The organism is Pseudomonas sp. RL_5y_Pfl2_73 (assembly GCF_963970515.1).
In the GTDB taxonomy this organism is placed as follows: domain Bacteria; phylum Pseudomonadota; class Gammaproteobacteria; order Pseudomonadales; family Pseudomonadaceae; genus Aquipseudomonas.
Map to the genome: position 1 here is coordinate 1 of NZ_CAXAPD010000009.1, position 22,463 is coordinate 22,463.

Here is a 22,463-nt window from a genome sequence, read left to right on the forward strand (position 1 = left end):
GTGCCTTGCTGTATCGCACCGGCGACCTGGCCCGCTGGCGCGCGGACGGCACGGTGGATTACCTGGGCCGCAACGACGACCAGGTGAAGATCCGCGGTTTCCGTATCGAACTGGGCGAGATCGAAGCCCGGCTCGGCCAGCATGACGCGGTCAAGGACGCCGTGGTGCTGGTGCGCGAAGACACCCCGGGCGAGAAGCGCCTGGTGGCGTACTTCACGCCGCGGGACCTGGACGTTGCGCCACACATCGAGACGCTGCGTACTCATTTGCAGGGGCAATTGCCGGATTACATGGTGCCGGCGGCCTACGTGCGGCTCGATGCCTTGCCGTTGACCGTCAACGGCAAGCTCGACCGCAAGGCCTTGCCAACACCGGACCAGGCCTCTGTCTTCAGCCGTGTCTACGAGGCTCCGCAAGGTGAGCTCGAAACCGTGCTCGCGCAGATCTGGCAAGACGTGCTGGGCCTGCAACAGGTCGGTCGCCATGACAACTTCTTCGAACTGGGTGGGCATTCGCTGCTGGCGGTTCGTTTGCTGGGGCGGCTGGCCGAAGCCAACTTGACGGTGTCGCTGGCCGAGTTGTTCCAGCACGAAAATGTCGCGTCCATGGCGTTGTGGCTGCAGACCCGTGCCAGCGAAATTCAGGTGCAGGAGGCGTTTATACCGGTGCGCACCACCGGCCAGCAGAACCCGCTGTTCCTGGTGCATGAGTTCAGCGGCCTGGATCTTTACTTCCCGATGCTGGGCAAGCACATCGATCCGGATATTCCAGTCTATGGCCTGCCTGCCATCCCGTGGGGCGAACCGCAGTTGCTGACGATGGAGTGCCTGGCCTCACGGTTGGTGGGCGTCATCCGCTCGGTACAGCCACAGGGCCCTTATCGCTTGGCTGGCTGGTCGTTCGGCGGCGTGCTGGCCTACGAGATCGCCATCCAGCTCGTTGGCCTGGACGAAGAGGTCGAGTTCCTCGGCCTGATCGACAGCTACCTGCCACGGCTGGTGGACCAGGGCAGGGAACGCTGGTCACCGGGTGAAGCCCACGCACGGCATTTGCTGGACCGCTGCGAGGTGTTCTGGAACGCCGGTGTCCTGAAGGAGGCGGAGCTCGCCTTGGTGCTCGAAAAACTGGCCCGCCTGCAGACTCGACTGAACGACTTCGCGTTCGAAGGCCTGGTGCAACACTGTTACGACGAAGGCCTTCTCCCGCCTGAGCTGGCGGAGTATAGCGTGGCCCAGCTCTGGCAGTACCTGGATCGCGAGGTCGCCCACGGTCATGCGTTGGCCCATTACTCGGTCTATCCGATCTCCGTGCCGGTCCACCTGCTGATTGCCGAGGAGCGCAAAGACGACGCGCCTGAACATTCCGGCTACCTGGGTTGGGACGCTGTCCTGCCCAAGACGCAGATGCACTGCGTCAAGGTGCCGGGCAACCACCAGACGATGATGCAGGCCCCGCGGGTCGAGGCATTGGGCCAAGCCATCACCATTGCACTGGGTACTGCCGCCGCACGTCCGGCACCTTCGCCGAGGAACCGTTACCAGCCGCTGCTGACGATTCAGGGCGGACGCGCCGACCGGGCACCGATCTTCTGTGTTCCGGGAGCTGGCGACAGCGTGACCGGTTTCATCGGGCTGACCGATGCCTTCGGTCCGGAATGGCCTATCCATGGTTTGCAACACCGTGGACTGGACGGCAGCACAGAACCTTTCAGCCTCGTGGAAACCGCTGCCCAGGCGTATCTCGAAGCGATCGATAAGGTGCAGCCGGAGGGGCCGGTGCATCTGCTGGGGCATTCCTTCGGCGGCTGGATCGTGTTCGAGATGGCGGCCCGCCTGCATGCTCGCGGTCGCAAGGTGGCTTCGTTGACGCTGATCGACAGCGAGTCCCCGGGCGGCAACGGGGTGGTGGGCAAGCCCTATACCGCGACGGGGGTGCTTAATCGGCTGATCGAGGCGATGCAGTTGGCCTCCGGCAAGTCCCTGGGTATCGATACCACGGTTTTCGGAACCCAGGACGATACCGTGCAGATGCGCTTGCTGCATGCCGGCATGGTTCGGGCCGGCATGCTACCGCAGCGTTCGGCGGTGGATTCGATGCGCGGTCCGGCGCGGGCTTTCGGTACGGCCCTGCGCACGGTTTATCAGCCGCAACATCGCTACACCGGGCCGGTGCGGTTGGTGCTGGCCAATGATCCGACCCTGGACACGGCTGGTAACAAGCGTGAACAGGAACAAATGATCGAAGGATGGCGCAAGCATATCCCTGACCTCAGTATCTGGTACGGTCCGGGCAACCACTTCACGATCCTCAAGGCCCCTTACGTACACAACCTGGCAGCCTGGTGGCAGGACGGCCTCCCCATGCTCGACGAGGAGGCTGCCAGTGATTGCGTATGACTGTCCTTCCTTGACACGCATCCACGGAACCCGGCGCCACGCTGGTCGGTTCTGAAATCAACGCACTCATGGTTATTTATGGAAAAGTCGAAGTTTCGCAAAATCGCTATCGTGCTCGTACTGGTCGTGGTGGCTGGTCTGATTTTCTACAGCGCGCAATCGCCGGGCAAACCGCCGGAGTATCTGACCGCTGCGGTCGAACGCACAGACATCGAGAACGCGGTGCTGGCGTCCGGCACGCTCGAGGGCGTCAAGCAAGTCGACGTCGGTGCCCAGGTGTCGGGCCAACTGAAATCGCTCAAGGTCAAGTTGGGCGACAAGGTCAAGAAGGGCCAGTGGCTGGCGGAAATCGACCCGATGCTGGCGCAGAACTCACTGCGCCAGGCCCTGGTCAACGAAGAGAACCTGGTGGCCAAGCGGCAGGCCACGGCGGCGCAACTCAAGGACGCCAAGGCCACCTATGATCGCTACAAAAAACTGCAACCGGACGATGCCATCTCCAAGCAGGAGTACGAGACCGCCGAGTCCAACTACAGGGTGGAAGAGGCAAACCTGCTGTCCCTCAATGCCCAGATCAAGGACGCCCGCATCCAGGTGGAAACCGCGCGGGTCAATCTGGCCTACACCCACATCGTCGCGCCGATCGATGGTTATGTGGTGGGGATCGTGACGCAGGAAGGCCAGACCGTGATCGCCGAGCAACTGGCGCCGGTCCTGCTCAAGCTCGCCGACCTCGACACCATGACGGTCAAGGCGCAAGTGTCGGAAGCCGATGTGATTCACATCGTGCCGGGCCAAGAAGTGTATTTCACCATCCTGGGCGAATCGGAAAAACGGTATTACGCCAAGCTGCGCGGCACTGAACCGGCGCCGCAGAACTTCCTCGAGACCCAAGCTGCCGGGACACCGAAGCAAAATACCGCAGTGTTCTACAACGGCCTCTTCGACGTGCCGAACCCTGATCATCGCCTGCGCATTTCGATGACGGCCCAGGTCCGTATCGTCCTGGACAAGGCCAAGGACGTGTTGACGGTTCCCGTCGCCGCCCTGGGTGGGAAAAACCAGGATGGCAGCTACGTGGTGCGTGTGCTGGATGCCGAAGGCAAGGCCCAGCCGCGTAACGTGCGCCTGGGCATCAACAATAACGTCAGGGTCGAGATCAAGGATGGCCTGGCCGAAGGTGACAAGGTTGTCATTGGTGAGCCGACCCCGGCCGTGGCGGGAGCCTGACCATGACCCAACCATTGCTGGAACTCAAGGGCATTACCCGCAGTTTCCTCGCCGGCGAAAAGGCTTTTATCGCCCTCAAGGACATCAACCTGACGATTAATGCCGGCGAGGTGGTTGCGATCACCGGGGCGTCCGGTTCCGGCAAGTCGACCTTGATGAACGTGCTTGGCTGCCTCGACCATCCGAGCGCCGGAAGCTACAAGGTGGACGGGCGCGAAACCGGTTCGATGAACGACCAGGAACTGGCGGTGTTGCGCCGTGATCACTTTGGTTTCATTTTTCAGCGCTACCATTTGTTGCCGCACCTGAGCGCCTTGCACAACGTCGAGATGCCGGCGATCTATGCCGGTGCCGCCGAGTCGCAACGGCACAGCCGTGCCGGGGAGTTGTTGAAACGCCTGGGGTTGGTGGGGCACTTGAGCAATCGGCCCAGCCAGCTCTCGGGTGGCCAGCAGCAACGGGTGAGTATCGCCCGGGCCCTGATGAACGGCGGCGATATCATTCTGGCAGACGAACCTACGGGTGCGTTGGACACCACCAGTGGCAAGGAGGTGATGAAGATCCTGCTGGAACTCAACCGGGCGGGGCACACAGTTATCATCGTGACCCACGATGAAAAAGTGGCCGCCCATGCCCAGCGCATCATCGAGATCCGCGACGGCGAGATTGTCAGTGATCGGCCCAATCCGCAGCAACCGCTGGAGGACCAGGCGCCACAAGGCACACGCCCGCCCAAGGTCAAGCCGGCGAACAGCCTGCTCGCCAGCTTCGGCCTGTTCAGCGAAGCGTTCAACATGGCCTGGGTGGCGCTGATTTCCCATCGCATGCGTACCCTGTTGACCATGTTGGGCATCATCATCGGCATCACCTCGGTGGTTTCGATCGTGGCCATCGGCGAAGGGGTCAAGGAGTATGTCCTGAAGGACATCCAGGCGATTGGCAGCAATACGATCGAGATCATGCCGGGGGCTGACTGGGGGGACAGTCGCTCGACCGCGATCGAAACCCTGGTGTTGTCCGACGTCACGGCCCTGAGCGATCAGTATTACATCGACAGCGCGACCCCCAACGTTGGCCGCAATCTGCTATTGCGCTTTGAAAACATCGACGTCAACGCGACCGTCAACGGTGTCAGCGAGAGCTATTTCCAGGTGCGCGGGATCAAGATCGGCGCAGGCGTCGCGTTCAGCAAGGACGATGCCCGACGGCAGTCACAAGTGGTGGTGATCGACCATAACACCCGCCAGCGACTGTTTGGCCCGAATACCGATCCGCTGGGCAAGGTGATTCTCATCAACAACCTGCCTTGCACGGTCATCGGCGTGACCGAAGATCGTAAAAGCGTATTCAATACCAACAAGAACCTGAACGTATGGATGCCCTATGAGACGGCGGCCGGCCGGTTGCTGGGCCAGCGCTTCCTGGACAGCGTTACGGTGCGGATAAAGGATGGTCAACCGAGCAAGGTCGTGGAAGACAACGTCGTCAAGCTCCTGACCCAACGCCATGGTATCAAGGACTTTTTCACCTACAACCTCGACAGCGTGCTGCAGACGGTGCAGAAAACCAGTCAGTCCCTGGCGCTGTTGCTCTCGTTGATTGCGATCATCTCGCTGGTGGTCGGTGGCATCGGTGTGATGAACATCATGCTGGTCTCGGTGACCGAGCGTACCCGCGAAATCGGTATCCGCATGGCCGTCGGCGCACGCCAGTCCGACATCCGCCAGCAGTTCCTGGTGGAGGCGGTGATGGTGTGTCTGATGGGCGGGATGATTGGAATCGCCCTGTCGTTTGGTATCGGCTACGTCTTTTCGATCTTCGTCAAGGAATGGCAGATGGTGTTCTCGATGGGATCGATCGTCACTGCTGTCGTCTGTTCGACCCTGATCGGAATCGTGTTCGGCTTCGTGCCCGCGCGCAATGCCGCGCGGCTCGATCCGATCAATGCATTGGCAAGGGATTGAGTCGGCCCGCCAGGCTTGAAGCCTGGCATAGATCTCTGTGGCCAGGGAGCAAGCTCCCTGGCCACATACCCCATAGGTTGTGCCTGGCTCCTTTATACCGCTACGCGTGCCGCATGCGGGCGAGCTTCAGCCACTTTCCTCACCGCCTGTTCGAAACGCTCCAGCACCATGCCGACCTCGGTCTCTGTGATGGTCAGGGGTGGCAGGAACCTGAGCACTGCGCCATGGCGCCCGCCGGTTTCCATTATCAAGCCGTTGTCAAAACAGTTGAGCTTGATGGCGTGTGCACGGGCGCCGTCAGCCTGGCCGGTGCGCGGGTTGTCTGCAGGCTGGGTGATTTCCACGCCGATCATCAACCCGCGACCGCGGATGTCGCCAATGAATGGAAAACGCTGCGCGATGTCCTGCAGGCCGCTCTCCAGTCGTTCACCCATCCGGGCGGCATGAGCGACGAGATGGTCTTTCCTGATTTGCTGCATGGTGGCCGCGCCGGCCACCATCGCCACCTGATTTCCGCGGAAGGTGCCCGCATGCATGCCAGGCCCCCAGGTATCCAGATGCTCGGCATACACGATCACCGCCAGTGGGTAGCCACCGCCGATGGCTTTGGACAGCACTAGGATGTCGGGGACGATGCCGGCGTGCTCGATGGCGAATGTGCTGCCGGTGCGGCCCAGGCCGGTCTGGACTTCGTCGACGATCAGCAAGATGTCCTGTTCGAGGGTGATTTCCCGCAGGGCCCGCAGCCAGTTGGCCGAGGCCGGGATGCAACCGCCTTCGCCTTGCACCACCTCGACAATGACCGCCGCCGGTTTGGCGACGCCGCCTTCCGGGTCCGATAGGACGGTGCGGATGTAGTCGATGGACAGTTGATCGGTGTGCTCACCATTGGTGCCGAACGGGCAGCGAAATCTGTAGGGGAAGGGCAGAAAGTGCGTGCCTTGGGCAATCAAGCCATCGCCGGTCTTGGGCGTCAGCTTGCCCATCGCCGACAGCGCGCCGGCCGTCATTCCGTGGTAGCCACCGTGGAACGCCATCAGTGGCGAGCGCTTGGTGTAGTAACGGGCCAACTTGATGGCGGCCTCGACGGCATCCGAACCGCTGGGCCCGCAGAAGAGAATCTTGCTGGTGTCGCGCATTTTCGCCGGCAACATCGAGAACAGCTCCTGCACGAACACGTGTTTGGCCGGCGTGGCCAGGTCCAGTGCCTGCTGCAGGTGGTCGCTGTCGAGGAAGCGCATCACCGCATCCCGGACTTCGGGCGGGTTGTGCCCGAGGGCCAGTGTCCCGGCGTTTGACAGGCAATCGAGGAATTCCTGGCCGCTGGCGTCCTTGATACGCATGCCCTTGCCGCTGACGAACAGTCGCTGGAAAGTCTGCGCATAGGTGCGTGCGTTCGATTCGATTTTTTCGAGGTAAGTGAGTGCTTCCATATTCGATCATCCATTGGCTATGGAGAGTGAACCGAGCGGGGCCATTCATGCTCGACAGCAAGTGCAGCCATTACTGGGCAGGTCGGGCTCATTTCAACAGGCCCTCGACGTTATCGCGAGTTTTCCAGCCGGCAGCTGTCCCCAATTTCCACGCCAGACATCGGAGCGCGCGCGGGGTTAAATATCTGCCACATGAGCCTCATCAAGCCATCGTGAATAATCTGCCACCTCCCTGAGCGGTGCCGGTGCCGGTGCCGGGTGCCTTGCTGTTTTCACCTTTGACACCCCTAGAGAACGCTATGCATGTCTTCAAGCCCCCAGAGAGCATATTGCTGGTGACGCTGTGTGCGGTGGCCTTGAGTGGCTGCGTATTGGGCCCTGACTACCGGGTGCCAGACATCCCGATCGCTGCCAAGTGGCAGGCGCCGGTGCCCCATGGCGCGTCCGTCGCCGGGTTGGCCGACTGGTGGCGGCAATTCGATGACCCGGCGCTGGCCGAGCTGTTGCGCCTAGCCGAAGCCGATAGTCCGTCCATGGATCAGGCTTGGGCGAATATCTCGCTGGCCCGTGCGACGGCCGACAGTGACGCCGCCGATGCCTTGCCCAAGTTCGACGGCAGAGTGTCCGGTGGCCGAGGCGGGCAGCAGACGGGTTCGACGCGTCTCGGGGGCTCAGGCTCCTCAGCAATGATGGATGCCGCCTGGGAACTCGATCTGTTCGGCAAGTTGCGTCGCAACAATGAAGCAGCCAGCTCCCGCGTCGAGGCACGGGTTGACGACTGGCATGACGCGCGGGTTTCGCTGGCGGCCCAGGTCGGTGATTACTACGTGCAATACCGGGGCTGCCAAAAGCTGGTACTGGCCTACAGCGACCAGGCCCAGTCACAACAAGACACCGCGCGCATGACGCGCCAGTCGTTCGGGGCCGGCTTCACGTCCTCCGCCGACGCGGCGCTGGCCGATGCCAGTGCAGCCAGCAGCGCCGCGACGCTGGTCCAGCAGCAGAGTGAGTGCCAGGTGCTGCTCAAGAGCCTGGTGGCGCTGACAGGCAGTGATGAGGGGCGACTGCTGGAGGTGCTCGGACACACGCCGGCGCAACTGCCGCAACCGGCCGAACTCAACGTGCAACAGATTCCAGCCGACTTGCTGCGCCAGCGCCCGGACATCGCCTCCCGCGAACGCGAGCTGGCAGCGGCGAATGCCGAGATCGGCGTGGCCCAGGCGGATCGTCTGCCGAGCCTGAGTCTTTCCGGGACGATTTCCGTGGGTACCATGGTGGGCCAGCGCAACCGCTCCTGGTCGCTGGGCCCGGTGCTGTCGATTCCGCTGTTCGACGGTGGCAAGCGTCGCGCGGCGGCGGAGGGTGCCAAAGCCACGTATGACGCAGCCCTGGCGGTCTATCGCCAAACGCTGCGAACCGGTGTGATGGAGGTGGAGCAGGCCCTGGTGCGCCTCGATGCGGCACGTCGCCGGGAGTCGGATGTGGAGCGGTCCACTGCGGGTTTCAGGGAGTCTTTCGAGGCCATCGATCGCAGCTGGCAGGCCGGTAACGTCAGCCTGCTCGACCGAGAAACCGCACGCCGCCAGGCGCTGACTGCCGAGATTGAATTGATCACCTTGCAGCAAAATCAAGTGCGTTACTGGATCGCCCTGTACAAGGCGCTGGGAGGTGGCTGGCAAGCCGATCAGCCCCTGGCGCGGAACCGGGCGTTGGGCGGAGACGGCGCGTGAGGTCGAGACCGGGCAAATTCGCGCTGGCAATCGTGGTGTGCGCGATCGTGGTGGCATTGATCTATTTTCGTCGAGGCGCTGAACCGGTCGAGGCCGCCCCCCGGGTCAGCAGCTTGAGCGTGGAAGTCGTTCAGGCGCAACGCCAGATCTGGCCGCAATTGTTGTTTGCCAATGGCGCGCTCGCCCCCTGGCAGGAGGCCGTCATCAATGCCGAGACCAGTAACCTGCGCATCGCCAGCATTGAGGCCGATGTGGGCAGCCGGGTGAAGAAAGGTCAATTGCTCGCCACGCTGGCCAGCGAAACGGTGGTTGCCGAGGAAAATAAACAGAAGGCGCTCGTCGCTCAGGCTGATGCCAACCTGGAACAGGCCCGTTCCAATGATCGTCGTGCCCGGGTCGTCGGACAGGGCGGGGCATTATCGGAGCAACAGCGCGAAGACTACCGAATCAAGGTCGCGCTCGCCGAGGCTGACCTCGCCAGCGCCCGTGCTGAATTACAGAGCACGCGGATCAGACTCGGACAGACCCGTGTCGTCGCGGTGGACGATGGCGTCATTTCGGCGCGCACGGCGTTGCTTGGCAAGGTGCTCTCTGCCGGCGACGAGTTGTTTCGCATGGTGCGCGACGGCCGCATCGAATGGCAGGCCGAGCTGGATGCCCGCCAGCTGGCCCAAGTGCAGCCTGGCCAGGTCGCCCGTATGACATTGCCCGACGGCCAGAGCCTGGAAGGGCGCGTGCGACTGGTATCGCCCACGTTGAATACCAAGACCAGCCGGGGGCTGATCTACGTCTCCCTGCCAACCGACAGCGCCGCCCAGGCCGGCATGTATGCCAGCGGCCAGATCGAATTGGCGCCGCGCGAGGCCATCACGGTACCGGATACGGCCGTCATCCTGCGGGACGGGCGTTCCTATGTGTTCACGCTTAATGACGACATGCATGTGGTCCAGCGAGCGGTGGTGATCGGTCGGCGCATGCATCAGGCCGTGGAAATCCTCAGCGGTCTCGATGAACCTGCGCGCATCGTGCGCGCCGGCGGTGCGTTCCTCAACGATGGTGCGAGTGTGACCCTCGTTCAATCCCAGGTCGCCCAACCATGAACATTTCAGCCTTGTCGATCCGCCACCCGGTCCCGGCTGTCATGCTGTTCATTCTGCTGACACTTTTTGGTTTGTCGGGTTTTGAAAAGCTCGCCATCCAGGACTTTCCGGACATGGATCTGCCGGTGGTGGTGATCAGCGCCTCACTGGAAGGCGCGGCCCCGGAGCAACTGGAAACGGAAGTGGCGCGCAAGATCGAGGACAAGTTGACGTCCCTGCGCCTGCTCAAACACGTGACGACGACCATTACCGACGGTGCCGTCAACATCAGCGTCAGTTTTGACATCGACAAGGATGGCAACGAGGCGCTCAACGAGGTGCGCAACGCGGTCGACAGCGCCATGGCGCAACTGCCGGCGAGCCTCGACACACCGTCGGTTTCCCGGTTGACCACCAGTGCCTCGGCGTTGCTCACTTATGTCATCGACTCCGACAACCTGGATGAAGAAGCCTTGTCCTGGTTCGTCGACAATGAGTTGAGCAAACAGCTGTTGGCGGTGCCCGGGGTGGCGATGATTGCGCGCATGGGCGGTGTCGACCGGGAAGTCCAAGTCAATCTCGATCCAGCGCTGATGGCGGGCCTGGGCATTAGCGTCACGGACGTCGCCAACCAGTTGCGGGCCATGCAAAAAGACAACTCCGGTGGCCAGGGCAACTTGGGCAGCGGCCAGCAAGCCATGCGCACCTTGGGCGCCATCGACGATCCGGCAGCTCTCGGTGCGATCGACATTCCCAGCGGCGATGGCCGCCTGCTTGCCCTGGGTCAGTTGGCCGACATTCGTGACAGCCACGCCGAACGCAGCACCCGGGCGTTTCACGATGGCAGGCCGGTGATCGGTTTCCAGGTCACCCGCTCCCTGGGATTCTCCGATGTCGGCGTCGCCAACGACGTGCGCAAGGCCATGAGCGCGTTTGAGAAACAGCATCCCAACGTGCAGATCGTTGAAGCCAGTGACACGGTCAAGGCCGTGCTCGCCAATTATCACGACTCGATGAATTTGCTTTACGAAGGCATGCTGCTGGCGGTGTTGGTGGTCTGGTGGTTCCTGCGGGATTGGCGCGCCACGCTTATCGTCGCCACGGCACTGCCGCTGTCGATCATCCCCACCTTCGGGGTGATGTACCTGGCCGGTTTTACCCTCAATGCCGTTTCCCTGCTGGCCCTGGCGCTGGTCATCGGCGTGCTGGTGGACGATGCCATCGTCGAGATCGAGAACATCGCGCGACATTTGCGCAGGGGCAAGACCCCGCTTCAAGCCGCCACCGAGGCGGCGGATGAAATCGGCCTGGCGGTGCTCGCCACGACGGTCACCTTGGTCGCGGTGTTCCTGCCCACTGCGTTCATGGGGGGCATCGCCGGGAAACTGTTCCGCCAGTTCGGTGTGACGGCGTCGGTTGCGCTGTTGTTTTCACTGCTGGTGGCGCGACTGCTGACGCCGATGATGGCGGCTTATTTTCTCAAGGCAAAAAATGAAACCGACCAAGACAGCCCTTTGATGACCCGCTACCTGGGCTGGATCCACGCCAGCCTGACCCGGCGCAAGACGACGATGTGCCTGGCCGGCCTGTGCTTCGTCGGTGCTCTGGCGTTGGTCCCGTCGTTGCCCACCAGCTTCCTGCCAGCGCAGGACACCGGGCGCAGCAAAATCACATTGGAGTTGCCACCGGGAACGACGCTGGAACACACCACCGCGATGGCCTTGCAGGCCAGCGAACGGCTGCGCGAGCTACCCGACGTCACGCATGTGTTCAGCTCGGTGGGGACCGCCAGCAACTCGGGCGCCGGGCCCGCCGATATCACCGGCGCCGGCGATGCGGTCCTGACGGTGGAACTGGCGCCCCGGGACGAGCGTGAGCGCAAGCAGGTGGCGGTCGAAGCGCAGATGCGCCAGGTGCTGCGCACACTCCCGGGGGTACGCATCAACGTTGGCGGCGATGGCAGCGGAGAGAAGCTCAATATCGTGCTTGCCAGTGACGACGGTGATCTGCTAGAGCGTACGGCTAGTGCCCTTGAGCCTCAGTTGCGTGAGTTGCGCGGGATCGGCAATGTCTCGTCCAGCAGCGCCTTGCAACGACCGGAAATCCAGATGCGACCGGATTTTGCCCGGGCAGCGGAACTGGGCATTACCAGTCAAGACATCGCGGATACCTTGCGCATGGCGACTTATGGCGAATATTCCTCGCAACTGGGCAAGATCAATTTGTCCCAGCGCCAGGTAGACGTGCGGGTGCGCATGGACTCGCTGTTGCGCGACGACTTGCAGGCGATCAGCCAATTGCGGGTAACCGGTCGAGACGGTCAGGTCGCCCTGGCCTCGTTGGGGGATATCAGCATGGGCAGCGGGCCGGCGCAAATCAGCCGACTGGACCGCCTGCGCAATGTCACCCTGTCTATCGAACTCAACGGTCGTAACCTGGGTGAGGTCATGGGCGAGGCCCGCCAACTGCCGGTGATGCGCAACTTACCAGCCGAAGTGAAAGTTGTGGAGCAAGGCGAACTGCAATTGATGACGGAGTTGTTCGCCAGCTTCGGCCTGGCCATGGCCATCGGCGTGTTCTGTATTTATTCGGTCCTGGTGTTGTTGTTTCACGACTTCTTGCAACCGGCCACCATTCTGTCGGCACTGCCGCTGTCGCTGGGGGGCGCTTTACTGGCCTTGCTGGTGTGCAACTTCAGTTTTTCCCTGCCATCGGTCATTGGCTTGTTGATGTTGATGGGCATCGTGACCAAGAACTCCATTCTGTTGGTGGAGTACGCCATCATGGCTCGCCGCGATTATGGCCTGGGTCGATACGATGCCCTGGTGGATGCTTGCCACAAGCGTGCCCGTCCGATCCTGATGACCACCATTGCGATGGGCGCCGGGATGTTGCCGACGGCAATGGGCATGGGCGAGGATCCAAGCTTCAGACAACCGATGGCGGTGGTGGTCATGGGGGGGTTACTGACGTCGACGCTGTTGAGCCTATTGGTGGTGCCGGTGATTTTTACTTACGTGGACGATGCGTTGGAAGGGTTGAAGCGTCGCACTCGAACGCTAGTGGAAGCTGGCGCGGCAGGGGAGGCTGAGGGGCAAAACAGTATTCCCCCAACAAGTACTCGATTCGGTCAATGAACGAGCAATCGTTGGGGGTAGGTTATACGGCTTGTTGAATCGCGGTACTGTCATTCCATTCCATGTGAGCCGGTGTGGCATCCATCGAATGCATCCAACGGATCAGCGAACGACGCCCGCCAATGCCCATCTTGATAGCGGCGCGCTTCAGATAACTTTCGACCGTATTGACTTTCAGGTTCAGTTGTTCAGCAAGTTCGGGAGCTGTGCGCCCGGCGAGCAGACCGACGCACACTTCCGTTTCACGAGAGGACAAACTCAATCCCGATAAAAGCAGTCGATCAGCGAACCTTTGGCGCAGCGCTTCCATGCCACCGTTTTCCGACGCGTCCAATGTCAGGAAAGGGTCCTGCCGAGTGGGTTCCGGTGAAATAAGGGCGGCTACATGTTCTTCGACCATGGGCAATAAAAGACAGGAAAAGTCTTTTAGCAGTGCATGTTCCTGAGCGGAAAATCCCTTTGAAAGAGGCGATCGATATATGGACAGCACATAACGACGACCATTCTTTCGGGTGGTCAGGTGTAACTGCGACGTTGCGTTGTGACCAGGCGCTTTTTCCGAACGCTCGCAGGTCAGCAGGCATCGGGAAAAGTTGGGTATTTTTTGCGCTGCTGCGTCTTCAAAGAGAATGTCGTCCGCCAGGAAAAAAGGCTTGGCGGTATGAGTGTCCATGAGGGCATCGATGCAGGCGTTGTCCATACCGACGCAGCCGATGCTGGAGGTGCTTGGTTCTGACATGTTACTTGTGCCGATCCGTTGCTCGGTAATGTGTGTTGCGTCCACGGGAATTTCCGTGAGTATCAGGTCGTGCAACAGACGAGGGAAATTGCGGCTACCTGTACTGGCAATAACTTTGCCAACGTGCGGGAATAATCGTTGCAGGTTCATCCTTTCTCCAAAATCATCCAAGTATTTGATTATAGCTGCAGTTCAGTGTGCATGCGTGTCTTTGCTGGAATGTTTCGGTCTGGGAGTGTCTGGGCGATGGTCCTGGATATCTGAAGTGTATCCGACGAGTGGTGGGGTATCAGGGCTTGATTAAATACGATGGTGCTGTTGATTGCATTCTTGTTAAGGACCTCTTCATAAGTTTTGAGTGTACAAGGCAATGCGCCATAGATGATCTTCTCTCCTTTCGAACCTAAGGCTGTATTGAGTCGTTCAACTGTCCATCCGGCACGCTTCAGGATTTTTTCCATCAGGGTGTCAACGACAATTTCATAAGTGTGTATTTTTTGTTGTTGGGCAAACTTAATCATTGACAAAAAAAGTGCCGCTGTGCGAATGTCTACATTGGCTTGAGTTAGTTGTCCTGTGGCGAAGTTGTTGGCTGAAAGTGCAAATCTTGTGGCCTCCCAACATTTGTCCAGACGAGGTCTGGCTTCTTCGGCTGGAAGGATAAAGCTCAAGGGGCCACTCATCAGCGTGGGTTTATTGGAGGGGCGTAGTCGAACACAGCCTGTGACTCGGCCATTTTGATGGGTGTAGATATAGATCGCGTCGGGGTCGTCGTATTCATCCCACTCATAGTTGCTGCCTTGATAGCTTTCAATGTCCCACTTCTTTCGGTCGATAAAGGCAAGTTTGCGAATGGATAATATTTGTTCGAGGATTTTGAGTGGGATTTTTGAGTGGCTTACGATGCTGGTGTATACGCCGGAAAATCCATAGGTGTGGGGGAAGTAGTTCATGAGTGCGACTTTTTGGCTGCAGGTGAAGCTACTGTTAACGTTGCATTAAGGTATTTCAACTGTCCTAAAGTACAGTCTTTGACTTGTAGAGTGCGCAGCCTAATTTAGTAGGTCGGCTTCTGCGATGGCCTTATAGTCATTGGAGGTGCTATTTAGTTGCGGGCTTGTATCGCAGTGGATCAAAAAAGTGCAGGGTTGGCATAGCGGCTAGTTGCTGTTGCTCAAGTAATGTCGGGTGTGATGAAACAGAATTCATGTGTTGTTTTATTGACTGATACAAAACTAAGTTCGTAACTGTTTGATAGTTATTGGGTCAAAAAAATGGCGATTGCTGAGACTGGCCCGATGATTGTCATCAACGCGTCATCTAGTGACGAACGCGCTGCCTTTCGTTCACGGGGTGACTTGTTGCCTGTGAGCTCAAAGGATATCTATCGACGAGTGAGGATTGGTATGTGGCACATTGATGTCGGTCTAGTCTTATTGCTCTATTAAGCGTGTTGTATGACCTCGTATAACTTGGAGTTTTCCAAATAAGGCCCGAAACGAGCCTCATGTGACTCATGCTTGATGTCATGTAGAAAGATGATGGATTGGTCAGGCCCTCAAAGTTAGCCGTATAGGCTTCTGCTATGGATGGATGCTATGAATTATATTGCGCTCTCGTTGTTGACCGTATTGATGGTGCCGGGGCCAACGAACTCACTCTTGTTGCAAGCCGGTATAAGTAGGGGGCTCAGTACGCTCTCAATGCGTTTTGTCGCAGCCGAGTGGTTGGCATACGTTATTCAGATGACGCTGTGGGGGGTATTCATTGACTTGTTAATGACTGATCACTCGTGGGTGGTGATCGCGACCAAGATTTTTGCCGTATGCTTTTTGTTTTATATTTCCTTGAAGCTTTGGTTTTCGGTAAAAGACAATGCGTCTGGTGCAGCACCGGGGATTACCGTTCCGCTTCTGTTTGTTGCAACGCTGACCAATCCCAAAGGATTGTTTTTTGTTTCCTTCGTTGCGCCAGCAGGCACATTCCTGGCGCTGGACAACTGGCTGTCATTCATTCTGCTATTTACAGGGATTATCTTTCCGGTGGGGCTTGTGTGGATCGCGACGGGCGCTTTTTGTAGCCGGAAATTTCACGCAATTGTGTCTGGGCGATTTTTGAATCGCGCCATTTCTTTGGTGATTGGGTTGTTCGCTTGCGGCATGCTTTTCAATATCGCATCCCAGGTGAATTTTGCCTGACTGTGTTCTGATGTTGCGCTTGAGGGGGTGGATTCGAATAATTGGATCGCCGCCGCGGCCATGCAGGTAGTTACGATCCAGCGCAAGGCATTTTTAGATAAGGTTCAGCTGCGCCGCTTTGAACATGGCTTGCTTGACATTGGTACACTCCATTTTTTCAGTCATATGTTTGGCGTGAAACTTCACTGTTCGCTCAGTGATGTTCATGATCAGGCCGATTTCCTTATAGTTTTTCCCAAGCGCCAGCCAGCGCAGGAATTCAGTTTCCCTGGACGATAGTTTGAGGTTGTGCTCTACGCCCGTTTCAATCGGGCGGTGTTGATTGGCGATAATGCTGAGCGTTTGAATGATCACCATGTTCTCACGGACAATGGTCGGGAAATCGGGATCATTTTCTTCCGAAGATAAATGAATAGAGCCGAATGATCGACCTGGTTCATGAATCGGAATGGTGAATCCTTGCTTGATGCCATAGGGCGCGGATTGATCAAATATTTCCGGATTATTGTCTATTTTTTGTGGGATTTCATTCCAGAAAAACGGCGTGGCGGTAATGGCTGTATTGGCCATGACCGGGTCTGATTTGTGAAGTGAGTTCTTGCGGTAGGTTTCCACCCATTCGGCGGGATAATTGCTGTGGATGGATACTTTGCAGTTATCGAAGGGCATGGGTTCCAGGTGAACATAAGCAAATTTTTCAAGCCCTAGCTTCGAGAACGTCCAACCCAATATCTCGGTGTACTCGTGTTGGCTTTTTCCTGGAATATTATTCTCCACCTCTAGAATTAAACTGAGCAGGTGGCTGGAGATGTGTTTGAGCATAATGGATGCGCTCGAAAATATTAATGTGAATACCTTTATGTAGTCAGAGGTTTCACCTTGATATTCGCCAAGCGGAGGAGGGAAGTTTTACAGCGCTGGCATCAACCGCCCCATATTGGTTTGGGGCCGCTGTCGTAGGCGTCTCGGGTGGGGCCCTGCGTTTCATCGGGGTTCGCTTCAGAGCGCGATCATAACCTTTCATCCCGCTGTGTAATTGTTGCTCTCTCAACTGGGGTGATGTCATTTTGCATCCTTGCCTGGCAACCTCAGCCTTTACCCTGAGGTTGTAGTTAATTTCGACTACTGAAACGATTAACTGGAGGGCAGTATAGACAGCTTTTTCGTAACAGCGGGAAACATTAAGAATCCTTTTGATCGTCACGCTGCAAAAGCCTTTTCAAGAACGCTGCCGTTCGACTCGTCTGGCATTTCGCCACGGTTTTAGGGGCCCCGCAAACCACCACGTTTCCGCCCTGGGTTCCAGCCCCCGGGCCGATATCGATGACCCAGTCGCTCTGCGCCACCACCCGCATGTCATGCTCCACCACAACCACCGTATGACCTTCTTCCACCAAGCGATTCAACTGCACCAGCAAGCGATCCACGTCCTGGGGATGCAAGCCATTGGTCGGTTCGTCCAGCACATACAACGTCATTCCTCGGGTCTTGCGCTGCAGTTCTGTCGCCAGCTTGATCCGCTGGGCTTCGCCGCCGGACAGTTCCGTAGCCGGTTGGCCCAGGCGCAAGTAGCCCAACCCGATATCCTGCAGCACCTGCAATGAGCGCCTGGCCGCCGCTTGCTCGACAAACACCTCAAGCGCCTGGTCTACGGTCAGTTGCAGCACCTGGGAAATATCCAGGCCTTGCCAGCTCACCGCCAGGGTCTGCGGGTTATAGCGCGCGCCGTGGCAGGTGGGGCAGGGGGCGTACACGCTGGGCATGAACAACAATTCAACGCTGACAAAGCCTTCGCCTTCGCAGGTCTCGCAACGGCCCTTGGCGACATTGAAGGAAAATCGCCCGGCATCGAATCCCAGTGCCTGCGCCTGCTCTGTCGCGGCGAACAGTTTGCGCACGTGATCGAACAGCCCGGTGTAGGTGGCGAGGTTGGAGCGCGGGGTGCGCCCGATGGGCTTCTGGTCTACCTGCACCAGCCGCTTGACCGCGTCGAGTCCGGCGGTGACGCGACCAGCGCTGGTTTGCACGGGCTCGTCTTCCAGGCTTTGCTCATCGGGTTCGGCGTTGGGGCTGGCCTGGCCCAGGTGGACGCCGACCAGATCCAGCAGGGCCTGACTGACGAGGCTGGATTTGCCTGAGCCGGAGATGCCGGTCACGGCGGTGAAGCAACCCAAGGGGAAGGCCGCGCTCAAGTTGTCGAGGTTGTTGCGGGTGATGCCTTCCAGGCGCAGCCAATCCCTCGGCGCACGTGGGCTGCGCGGCGCAGTGTGTTCTTCGTCAAAAAGATAGGCGCGGGTTCGTGATTCAGACACTTGTCCAAGGCCTGCCGGCGGACCGCTGTAGAGGACTTTTCCGCCTTGTTCGCCGGCGTCCGGGCCTACGTCGATGAGCCAGTCGGCGCGACGCATGGTATCGAGGTCATGTTCGACCACAAACACCGAGTTGCCCGCTGCCTTGAGGCGTTGCAAGGCGCCAAACAACGCTTCGCTGTCGGCTGGGTGCAGGCCGGCGGAGGGTTCGTCCAGCACGTAGATCACCCCGAATAGCTGGGAATTGAGCTGGGTCGCCAGGCGCAGGCGTTGCAGTTCGCCGGACGAAAGCGTCGGCGTGCTGCGCTCCAGGGCGAGGTAGCCCAGGCCCAGGTCGTTCAGGGTGACGATCCGCTCCAGCAGTTCAGCGGCGATGCGTTGGGCGGCCAGGCGTTTCTCCAGGGAGAGGTTGGGCGTGTGGCGCGCGTCGGGCCCACCCGCGTGCGGGTTGTCGCCCCTGGCGGCGCGTTGCTCGCGGGCTTCTCGGGTTTGTCGGTGGCTGAGGACGTCTCCCGTTTCATCGGCCTGTTCCAGATAGTCGGGCGCCAGGACACGCTTGAGCACTTCGGCCAGCTCAAGCAACGGCAGGTGCGACAGCTCGGCGATGTCCAGGCCGGCAAAGGTCACGCTCAACGCCTGGCGTTTGAGGCGTTTGCCATCGCACACCGGGCAAGGACTGGCGCGCATGTATTGCGCCACGCGTTTGCGCATCTGCGCGCTTTGGGAGTGCATGAAGGTGTGCAGCAGGTAGCGTCGGGCGCCGCTGAACGTGCCCTGGTAACTCGGTTCGAGCTTGCGTTTGAGAGCCGCACGGGTCTGGGCTGGGGTGAGCCCGGCGTATACCGGAACAGTCGGGGTTTGTTCGGTGAAGAGAATCCAGCCCCGTTGCTTCTTCGGCAGGTCGCGCCAGGGGATGTCGACGTCATAGCCCAGGGTCACCAGGATGTCCCGCAGGTTCTGGCCCTGCCAAGCCATGGGCCAGGCGGCCACGGCGCGCTCGCGGATGGTCAGTGACGGGTCTGGCACCATGGACGCTTCGGTCACCTCATAGACCCGGCCGAGGCCATGGCATTGCTGGCAGGCACCCTGTGGCGTGTTGGGCGAGAAATCCTCGGCATAGAGCATCGGTTGGTCGGCAGGGTAGCTGCCGGCGCGGGAGTAGAGCATGCGAATCAGGCTCGACAGGGTGGTGACGCTGCCCACCGATGAGCGTGCGCTGGGCGTGCCGCGCTGTTGCTGCAAGGCGACTGCCGGCGGCAAGCCCTCGATGCTGTCCACGTCCGGCACGCCCACCTGGTCGATCAGGCGCCGCGCATAAGGCGCAACGGACTCGAAATAACGACGCTGGGCTTCAGCGTAGAGCGTAGAGAAGGCCAGCGACGACTTACCAGACCCCGACACACCGGTAAACACCACCAGGGCATCGCGGGGGATGTCAACGTCGACATTCTTGAGGTTGTGTTCGCGGGCGCCACGCACCCGGACGAAACCGGTGGCTTGTGCCAAGTCAGCGGTTGAAGCGGGGGCGGAGCGTGGGGGCATCGGGCATTCCTTGTGGACGTTGGTGCAACGCTTCAGGGCGTTATGGCGCTGCATTATGGCGTGGGCAGAGTGGACTGGATCACAGCGCTGACAATTATGCGACCGGGTTCAACCGTTCACGTGCGATAAAAATTTACGTTGGGCGCAAGAGATGAGAAACACATCTGCAGATTTTTCCCAAGGATACGGCCCCCCGATAGCTGACGAGGGCGCTTGCCCGCGCAGGGCTCTGTAGGAGCTGGCGAAGCCTGCGATCTTTTGATCTTGATCTTGATCTTGATCTTTCGCTTGAGATTCAAGTGTTTGGGGAAAGATCGCAGCCTCGTTGCACTCGACAGCTCCTGCACGGCTCCTGTGCAGCACCTACTGCTCCAGCGGGGGGCGCTCGCCGCAACGGGGGCTCGCGTCTGCACATGGATTCGGGCTTAAGTTTTTCCCAAGTTGATTTCAATCAAGGGCCGAAGAAGGGGCCGACCCCTACCATGATCGCCAAGATCCTGTCTTTAAGCCCTGGCTTCCATGACCCCTCCTTTTGTGATGCTGCACCTATCCCGCTTCTGGCTCCGTGGGCTGTTCGTTTTCCTGCTGTTATTCACGGGCCTGGCCCAGGCCAGGGACTACGGCGACACCCCGCAACAGCGCATCCACCATGTCCTGAATCAGACCGATTCGATCTCCGAGCCCGAAGGGCGGTTCAAGGTGCGCAAGCTGTCCGCTGCCGGCAAGGTCCTGGGCTATGTGTTCCAAAGCCTGGACGTGGTGGACATTCCCGCCTATTCAGGCAAGCCAATTAATGTCCAGGTCATTCTCGATCCGGCCGGTGTGATTCTCGATGCCTATGTGCTCGAACACCATGAGCCGATTCTGCTGATCGGCATCGCCGAAGAAAAACTTCACGCGTTCAGCGCGCGCTACAGCGGCATCAAGGTCAACCAACGGGTGGTGGTGGGGCATTCCAGCGATCCGAATGCCGTGACCGTGGATGCCATCGCCGGGGCCACCGTGACGGCGATGGTGGTCAATGAAGTCATCATGCGCGCCGCCCACGATGTCGCAGTGTCCCTGGGCCTGGTCAAGGGCGATGCGGGGTTGGCCGTGGCGCCGGCACGTGTGCGTCAGGACATCTACGAGCCCGCCGACTGGAAGACCTTGACCGGCAACGGCGCTGTACGGCGCTTGCACCTGACTCGCGGTCAAGTAGACGCCACCTTCAAAGGTACCGACGCCGAGCAGGTTGAAGTCGCCAGCGCCGCCCAGGCCGACGACACGTTCATCGACCTGTACGTCACCCACCTCAACCCGCCCACCATCGGTCGCAATTTATTGGGCGATACGCAGTACCGCTCGCTGATGAGCGAGCTCAAGCCCGGCGAGCAAGCCATTGCCGTGATGGGCCGCGGGCGGTATTCCTTCAAGGGCTCGGGTTATGTGCGCGGCGGCATTTTCGACCGGGTGCTGGTGCGCCAGTTCGGCGACGTCATCAGCTTCCGCGACATGGACTTCCAACGTCTGGATGATGTGGCCGCCGAGGACATGCCTGAGTTCGACGAAATGGCGGTCTTCATTGTTCGCGCGTCCCACCGTTTCGACCCCGGTTCACCCTGGAGCCTGGAGCTGCTGATCCGTCGCCAGACCGGGCCGGTCAGCGGTATTTTCAGCAGCTTTGAGCTGGCCTATCAGTTGCCAGAGCCCTACCTGGAGCGGCCATTGCCGACCGCCGAACAACTGGCGGCCGCCGAAGAAGCCAGCCGGCCGATGTGGCTGACGCTCTGGTATCAGAAAAGTGTCGAAATCAGCGTGCTTGGCGTAGCCCTGCTGGTGCTGACGGCGATCCTGTTTTTCCAGGATTCACTGGCCCGACGGCCGACGCTGTTGCATTGGCTGCGCCGCGGTTACCTGGTCTTCACGGTGGTGTTTCTCGGCGGCTACGCCTTGGCGCAGTTGTCGGTGGTCAACGTGCTGACCTTCGTCCACGCCTTGTTCGAAGGCTTTCGTTGGGAGCTGTTCCTCACCGATCCGCTGATCTTCATCCTCTGGGTGTTCACCGCCGCCAGCATTTTGCTGTGGGGGCGCGGGGTGTTCTGCGGCTGGCTGTGTCCGTTCGGCGCATTGCAGGAGTTGATCAACGAACTGGCGCGCAAGCTCAAGGTGCCCCAATACGAGTTGCCGTTCGCCGTGCATGAGCGACTGTGGGCGATCAAATACATCATTTTGCTGGTGCTGTTCGGCGTTTCGCTGGAATCGATGGCCACCGCCGAACGGCTGGCCGAAGTGGAACCGTTCAAGACCGCCATCACCCTCAGGTTCGACCGCCAGTGGTGGTTCGTGGCCTACGCAGTGGGCCTGCTGGTGATCAACCTGTTTACCCGCAAGGTCTATTGCCGCTACGTCTGCCCGCTGGGCGCGGCCCTGGCGATGCCGACCCGGCTGCGGCTGTTCGACTGGCTCAAGCGGCGTAAGGAGTGTGGTAACCCCTGCCAACTGTGCGCCAAGGAATGCGAGATCCAGGCGATTCATCCCGACGGCCGGATCAATGCCAACGAATGCCATTACTGCCTCGACTGCCAGATGACCTGGCACAACGAAAACAAATGCCCGCCGCTGATCAACAAGCGCAAGAAGCGCGGCAAGGCGACCGCGACCGATGCGCAACTGATTCCCGTGGTGCAGGTGAACCCGGCGCCTTGAGGCACCCCAATGGCCTGT

The 22,463-nt window shown here is 59.7% G+C and carries 13 protein-coding genes; 8 read left to right on the top strand and 5 right to left on the bottom strand.

Features of this window, described 5'->3' with window-relative positions; translation table 11 throughout:
• From AACY42_RS10790 to AACY42_RS10800, 3 genes are all read left to right on the top strand, one after another.
• A partial coding sequence (locus tag AACY42_RS10790) for a non-ribosomal peptide synthetase (protein ID WP_339479208.1) occupies positions 1-2,396 on the top strand: 2,396 nt, incomplete at its 5' end.
• Between the two features lie 78 nt (positions 2,397-2,474).
• Positions 2,475-3,626, top strand: a complete 1,152-nt coding sequence (gene macA / locus AACY42_RS10795) for a macrolide transporter subunit MacA (RefSeq protein WP_339479209.1) — start codon at positions 2,475-2,477, stop codon at positions 3,624-3,626.
• A gap of 2 nt (positions 3,627-3,628) precedes the next feature.
• Positions 3,629-5,590, top strand: coding sequence for a MacB family efflux pump subunit (locus tag AACY42_RS10800; RefSeq protein ID WP_339479211.1), 1,962 nt, complete (start codon positions 3,629-3,631; stop codon positions 5,588-5,590).
• A gap of 92 nt (positions 5,591-5,682) precedes the next feature.
• Here AACY42_RS10800 and AACY42_RS10805 read toward each other — a convergent pair whose 3' ends face one another.
• Entirely contained in the window at positions 5,683-7,023 is a 1,341-nt protein-coding gene (locus AACY42_RS10805) for a diaminobutyrate--2-oxoglutarate transaminase family protein (RefSeq protein ID WP_339479212.1), read from the bottom strand.
• A 299-nt stretch (positions 7,024-7,322) separates the two neighbouring features.
• Between AACY42_RS10805 and AACY42_RS10810 the strand changes: the two genes are divergently transcribed.
• The 3 genes from AACY42_RS10810 to AACY42_RS10820 are packed head-to-tail and all read left to right on the top strand — an operon-like array spanning position 7,323 to position 12,969.
• Positions 7,323-8,753, top strand: a complete 1,431-nt coding sequence (locus AACY42_RS10810) for an efflux transporter outer membrane subunit (RefSeq protein WP_339479213.1) — start codon at positions 7,323-7,325, stop codon at positions 8,751-8,753.
• Between the two features lie 50 nt (positions 8,754-8,803).
• Positions 8,804-9,853, top strand: a complete 1,050-nt coding sequence (locus tag AACY42_RS10815; RefSeq protein WP_445261744.1) for an efflux RND transporter periplasmic adaptor subunit — start codon at positions 8,804-8,806, stop codon at positions 9,851-9,853.
• Positions 9,850-12,969: an efflux RND transporter permease subunit gene (locus tag AACY42_RS10820; RefSeq protein ID WP_339479214.1), complete on the top strand. Its 3,120-nt coding sequence runs from the start codon at positions 9,850-9,852 to the stop codon at positions 12,967-12,969. The genes AACY42_RS10815 and AACY42_RS10820 overlap by 4 nt, the downstream gene beginning before the upstream one ends.
• A gap of 22 nt (positions 12,970-12,991) precedes the next feature.
• Here the strand turns inward: AACY42_RS10820 and AACY42_RS10825 are convergent, their stop codons facing one another.
• Together AACY42_RS10825 and AACY42_RS10830 are read right to left on the bottom strand one after the other, a co-directional pair.
• A complete protein-coding gene (locus tag AACY42_RS10825) occupies positions 12,992-13,858 on the bottom strand; it encodes a helix-turn-helix domain-containing protein (RefSeq protein ID WP_339479215.1) in 867 nt (288 codons plus the stop codon).
• Between the two features lie 29 nt (positions 13,859-13,887).
• On the bottom strand, positions 13,888-14,661 hold the full coding sequence (locus AACY42_RS10830) for an acyl-homoserine-lactone synthase (RefSeq protein ID WP_339479216.1): 774 nt from the start codon (positions 14,659-14,661) through the stop codon (positions 13,888-13,890).
• Between the two features lie 645 nt (positions 14,662-15,306).
• Between AACY42_RS10830 and AACY42_RS10835 the strand changes: the two genes are divergently transcribed.
• A complete protein-coding gene (locus tag AACY42_RS10835; RefSeq protein ID WP_339479218.1) occupies positions 15,307-15,906 on the top strand; it encodes a LysE family translocator in 600 nt (199 codons plus the stop codon).
• A 93-nt stretch (positions 15,907-15,999) separates the two neighbouring features.
• On the opposite strand, the gene AACY42_RS10840 is transcribed toward AACY42_RS10835, so the two are convergent.
• On the bottom strand, positions 16,000-16,728 hold the full coding sequence (locus AACY42_RS10840; protein ID WP_339479220.1) for a helix-turn-helix transcriptional regulator: 729 nt from the start codon (positions 16,726-16,728) through the stop codon (positions 16,000-16,002).
• Positions 16,729-17,087: 359 nt separating this feature from the next.
• Entirely contained in the window at positions 17,088-19,757 is a 2,670-nt protein-coding gene (locus AACY42_RS10845) for an excinuclease ABC subunit UvrA (protein WP_339479222.1), read from the bottom strand.
• A gap of 519 nt (positions 19,758-20,276) precedes the next feature.
• Between AACY42_RS10845 and nosR the strand changes: the two genes are divergently transcribed.
• Positions 20,277-22,445 carry a transcriptional regulator NosR gene (nosR, locus tag AACY42_RS10850; protein ID WP_339479224.1) on the top strand — a complete coding sequence of 723 codons (2,169 nt, stop codon included), beginning with the start codon at positions 20,277-20,279 and terminating at the stop codon, positions 22,443-22,445.
• The last annotated feature ends 18 nt before the right edge of the window (positions 22,446-22,463 follow it).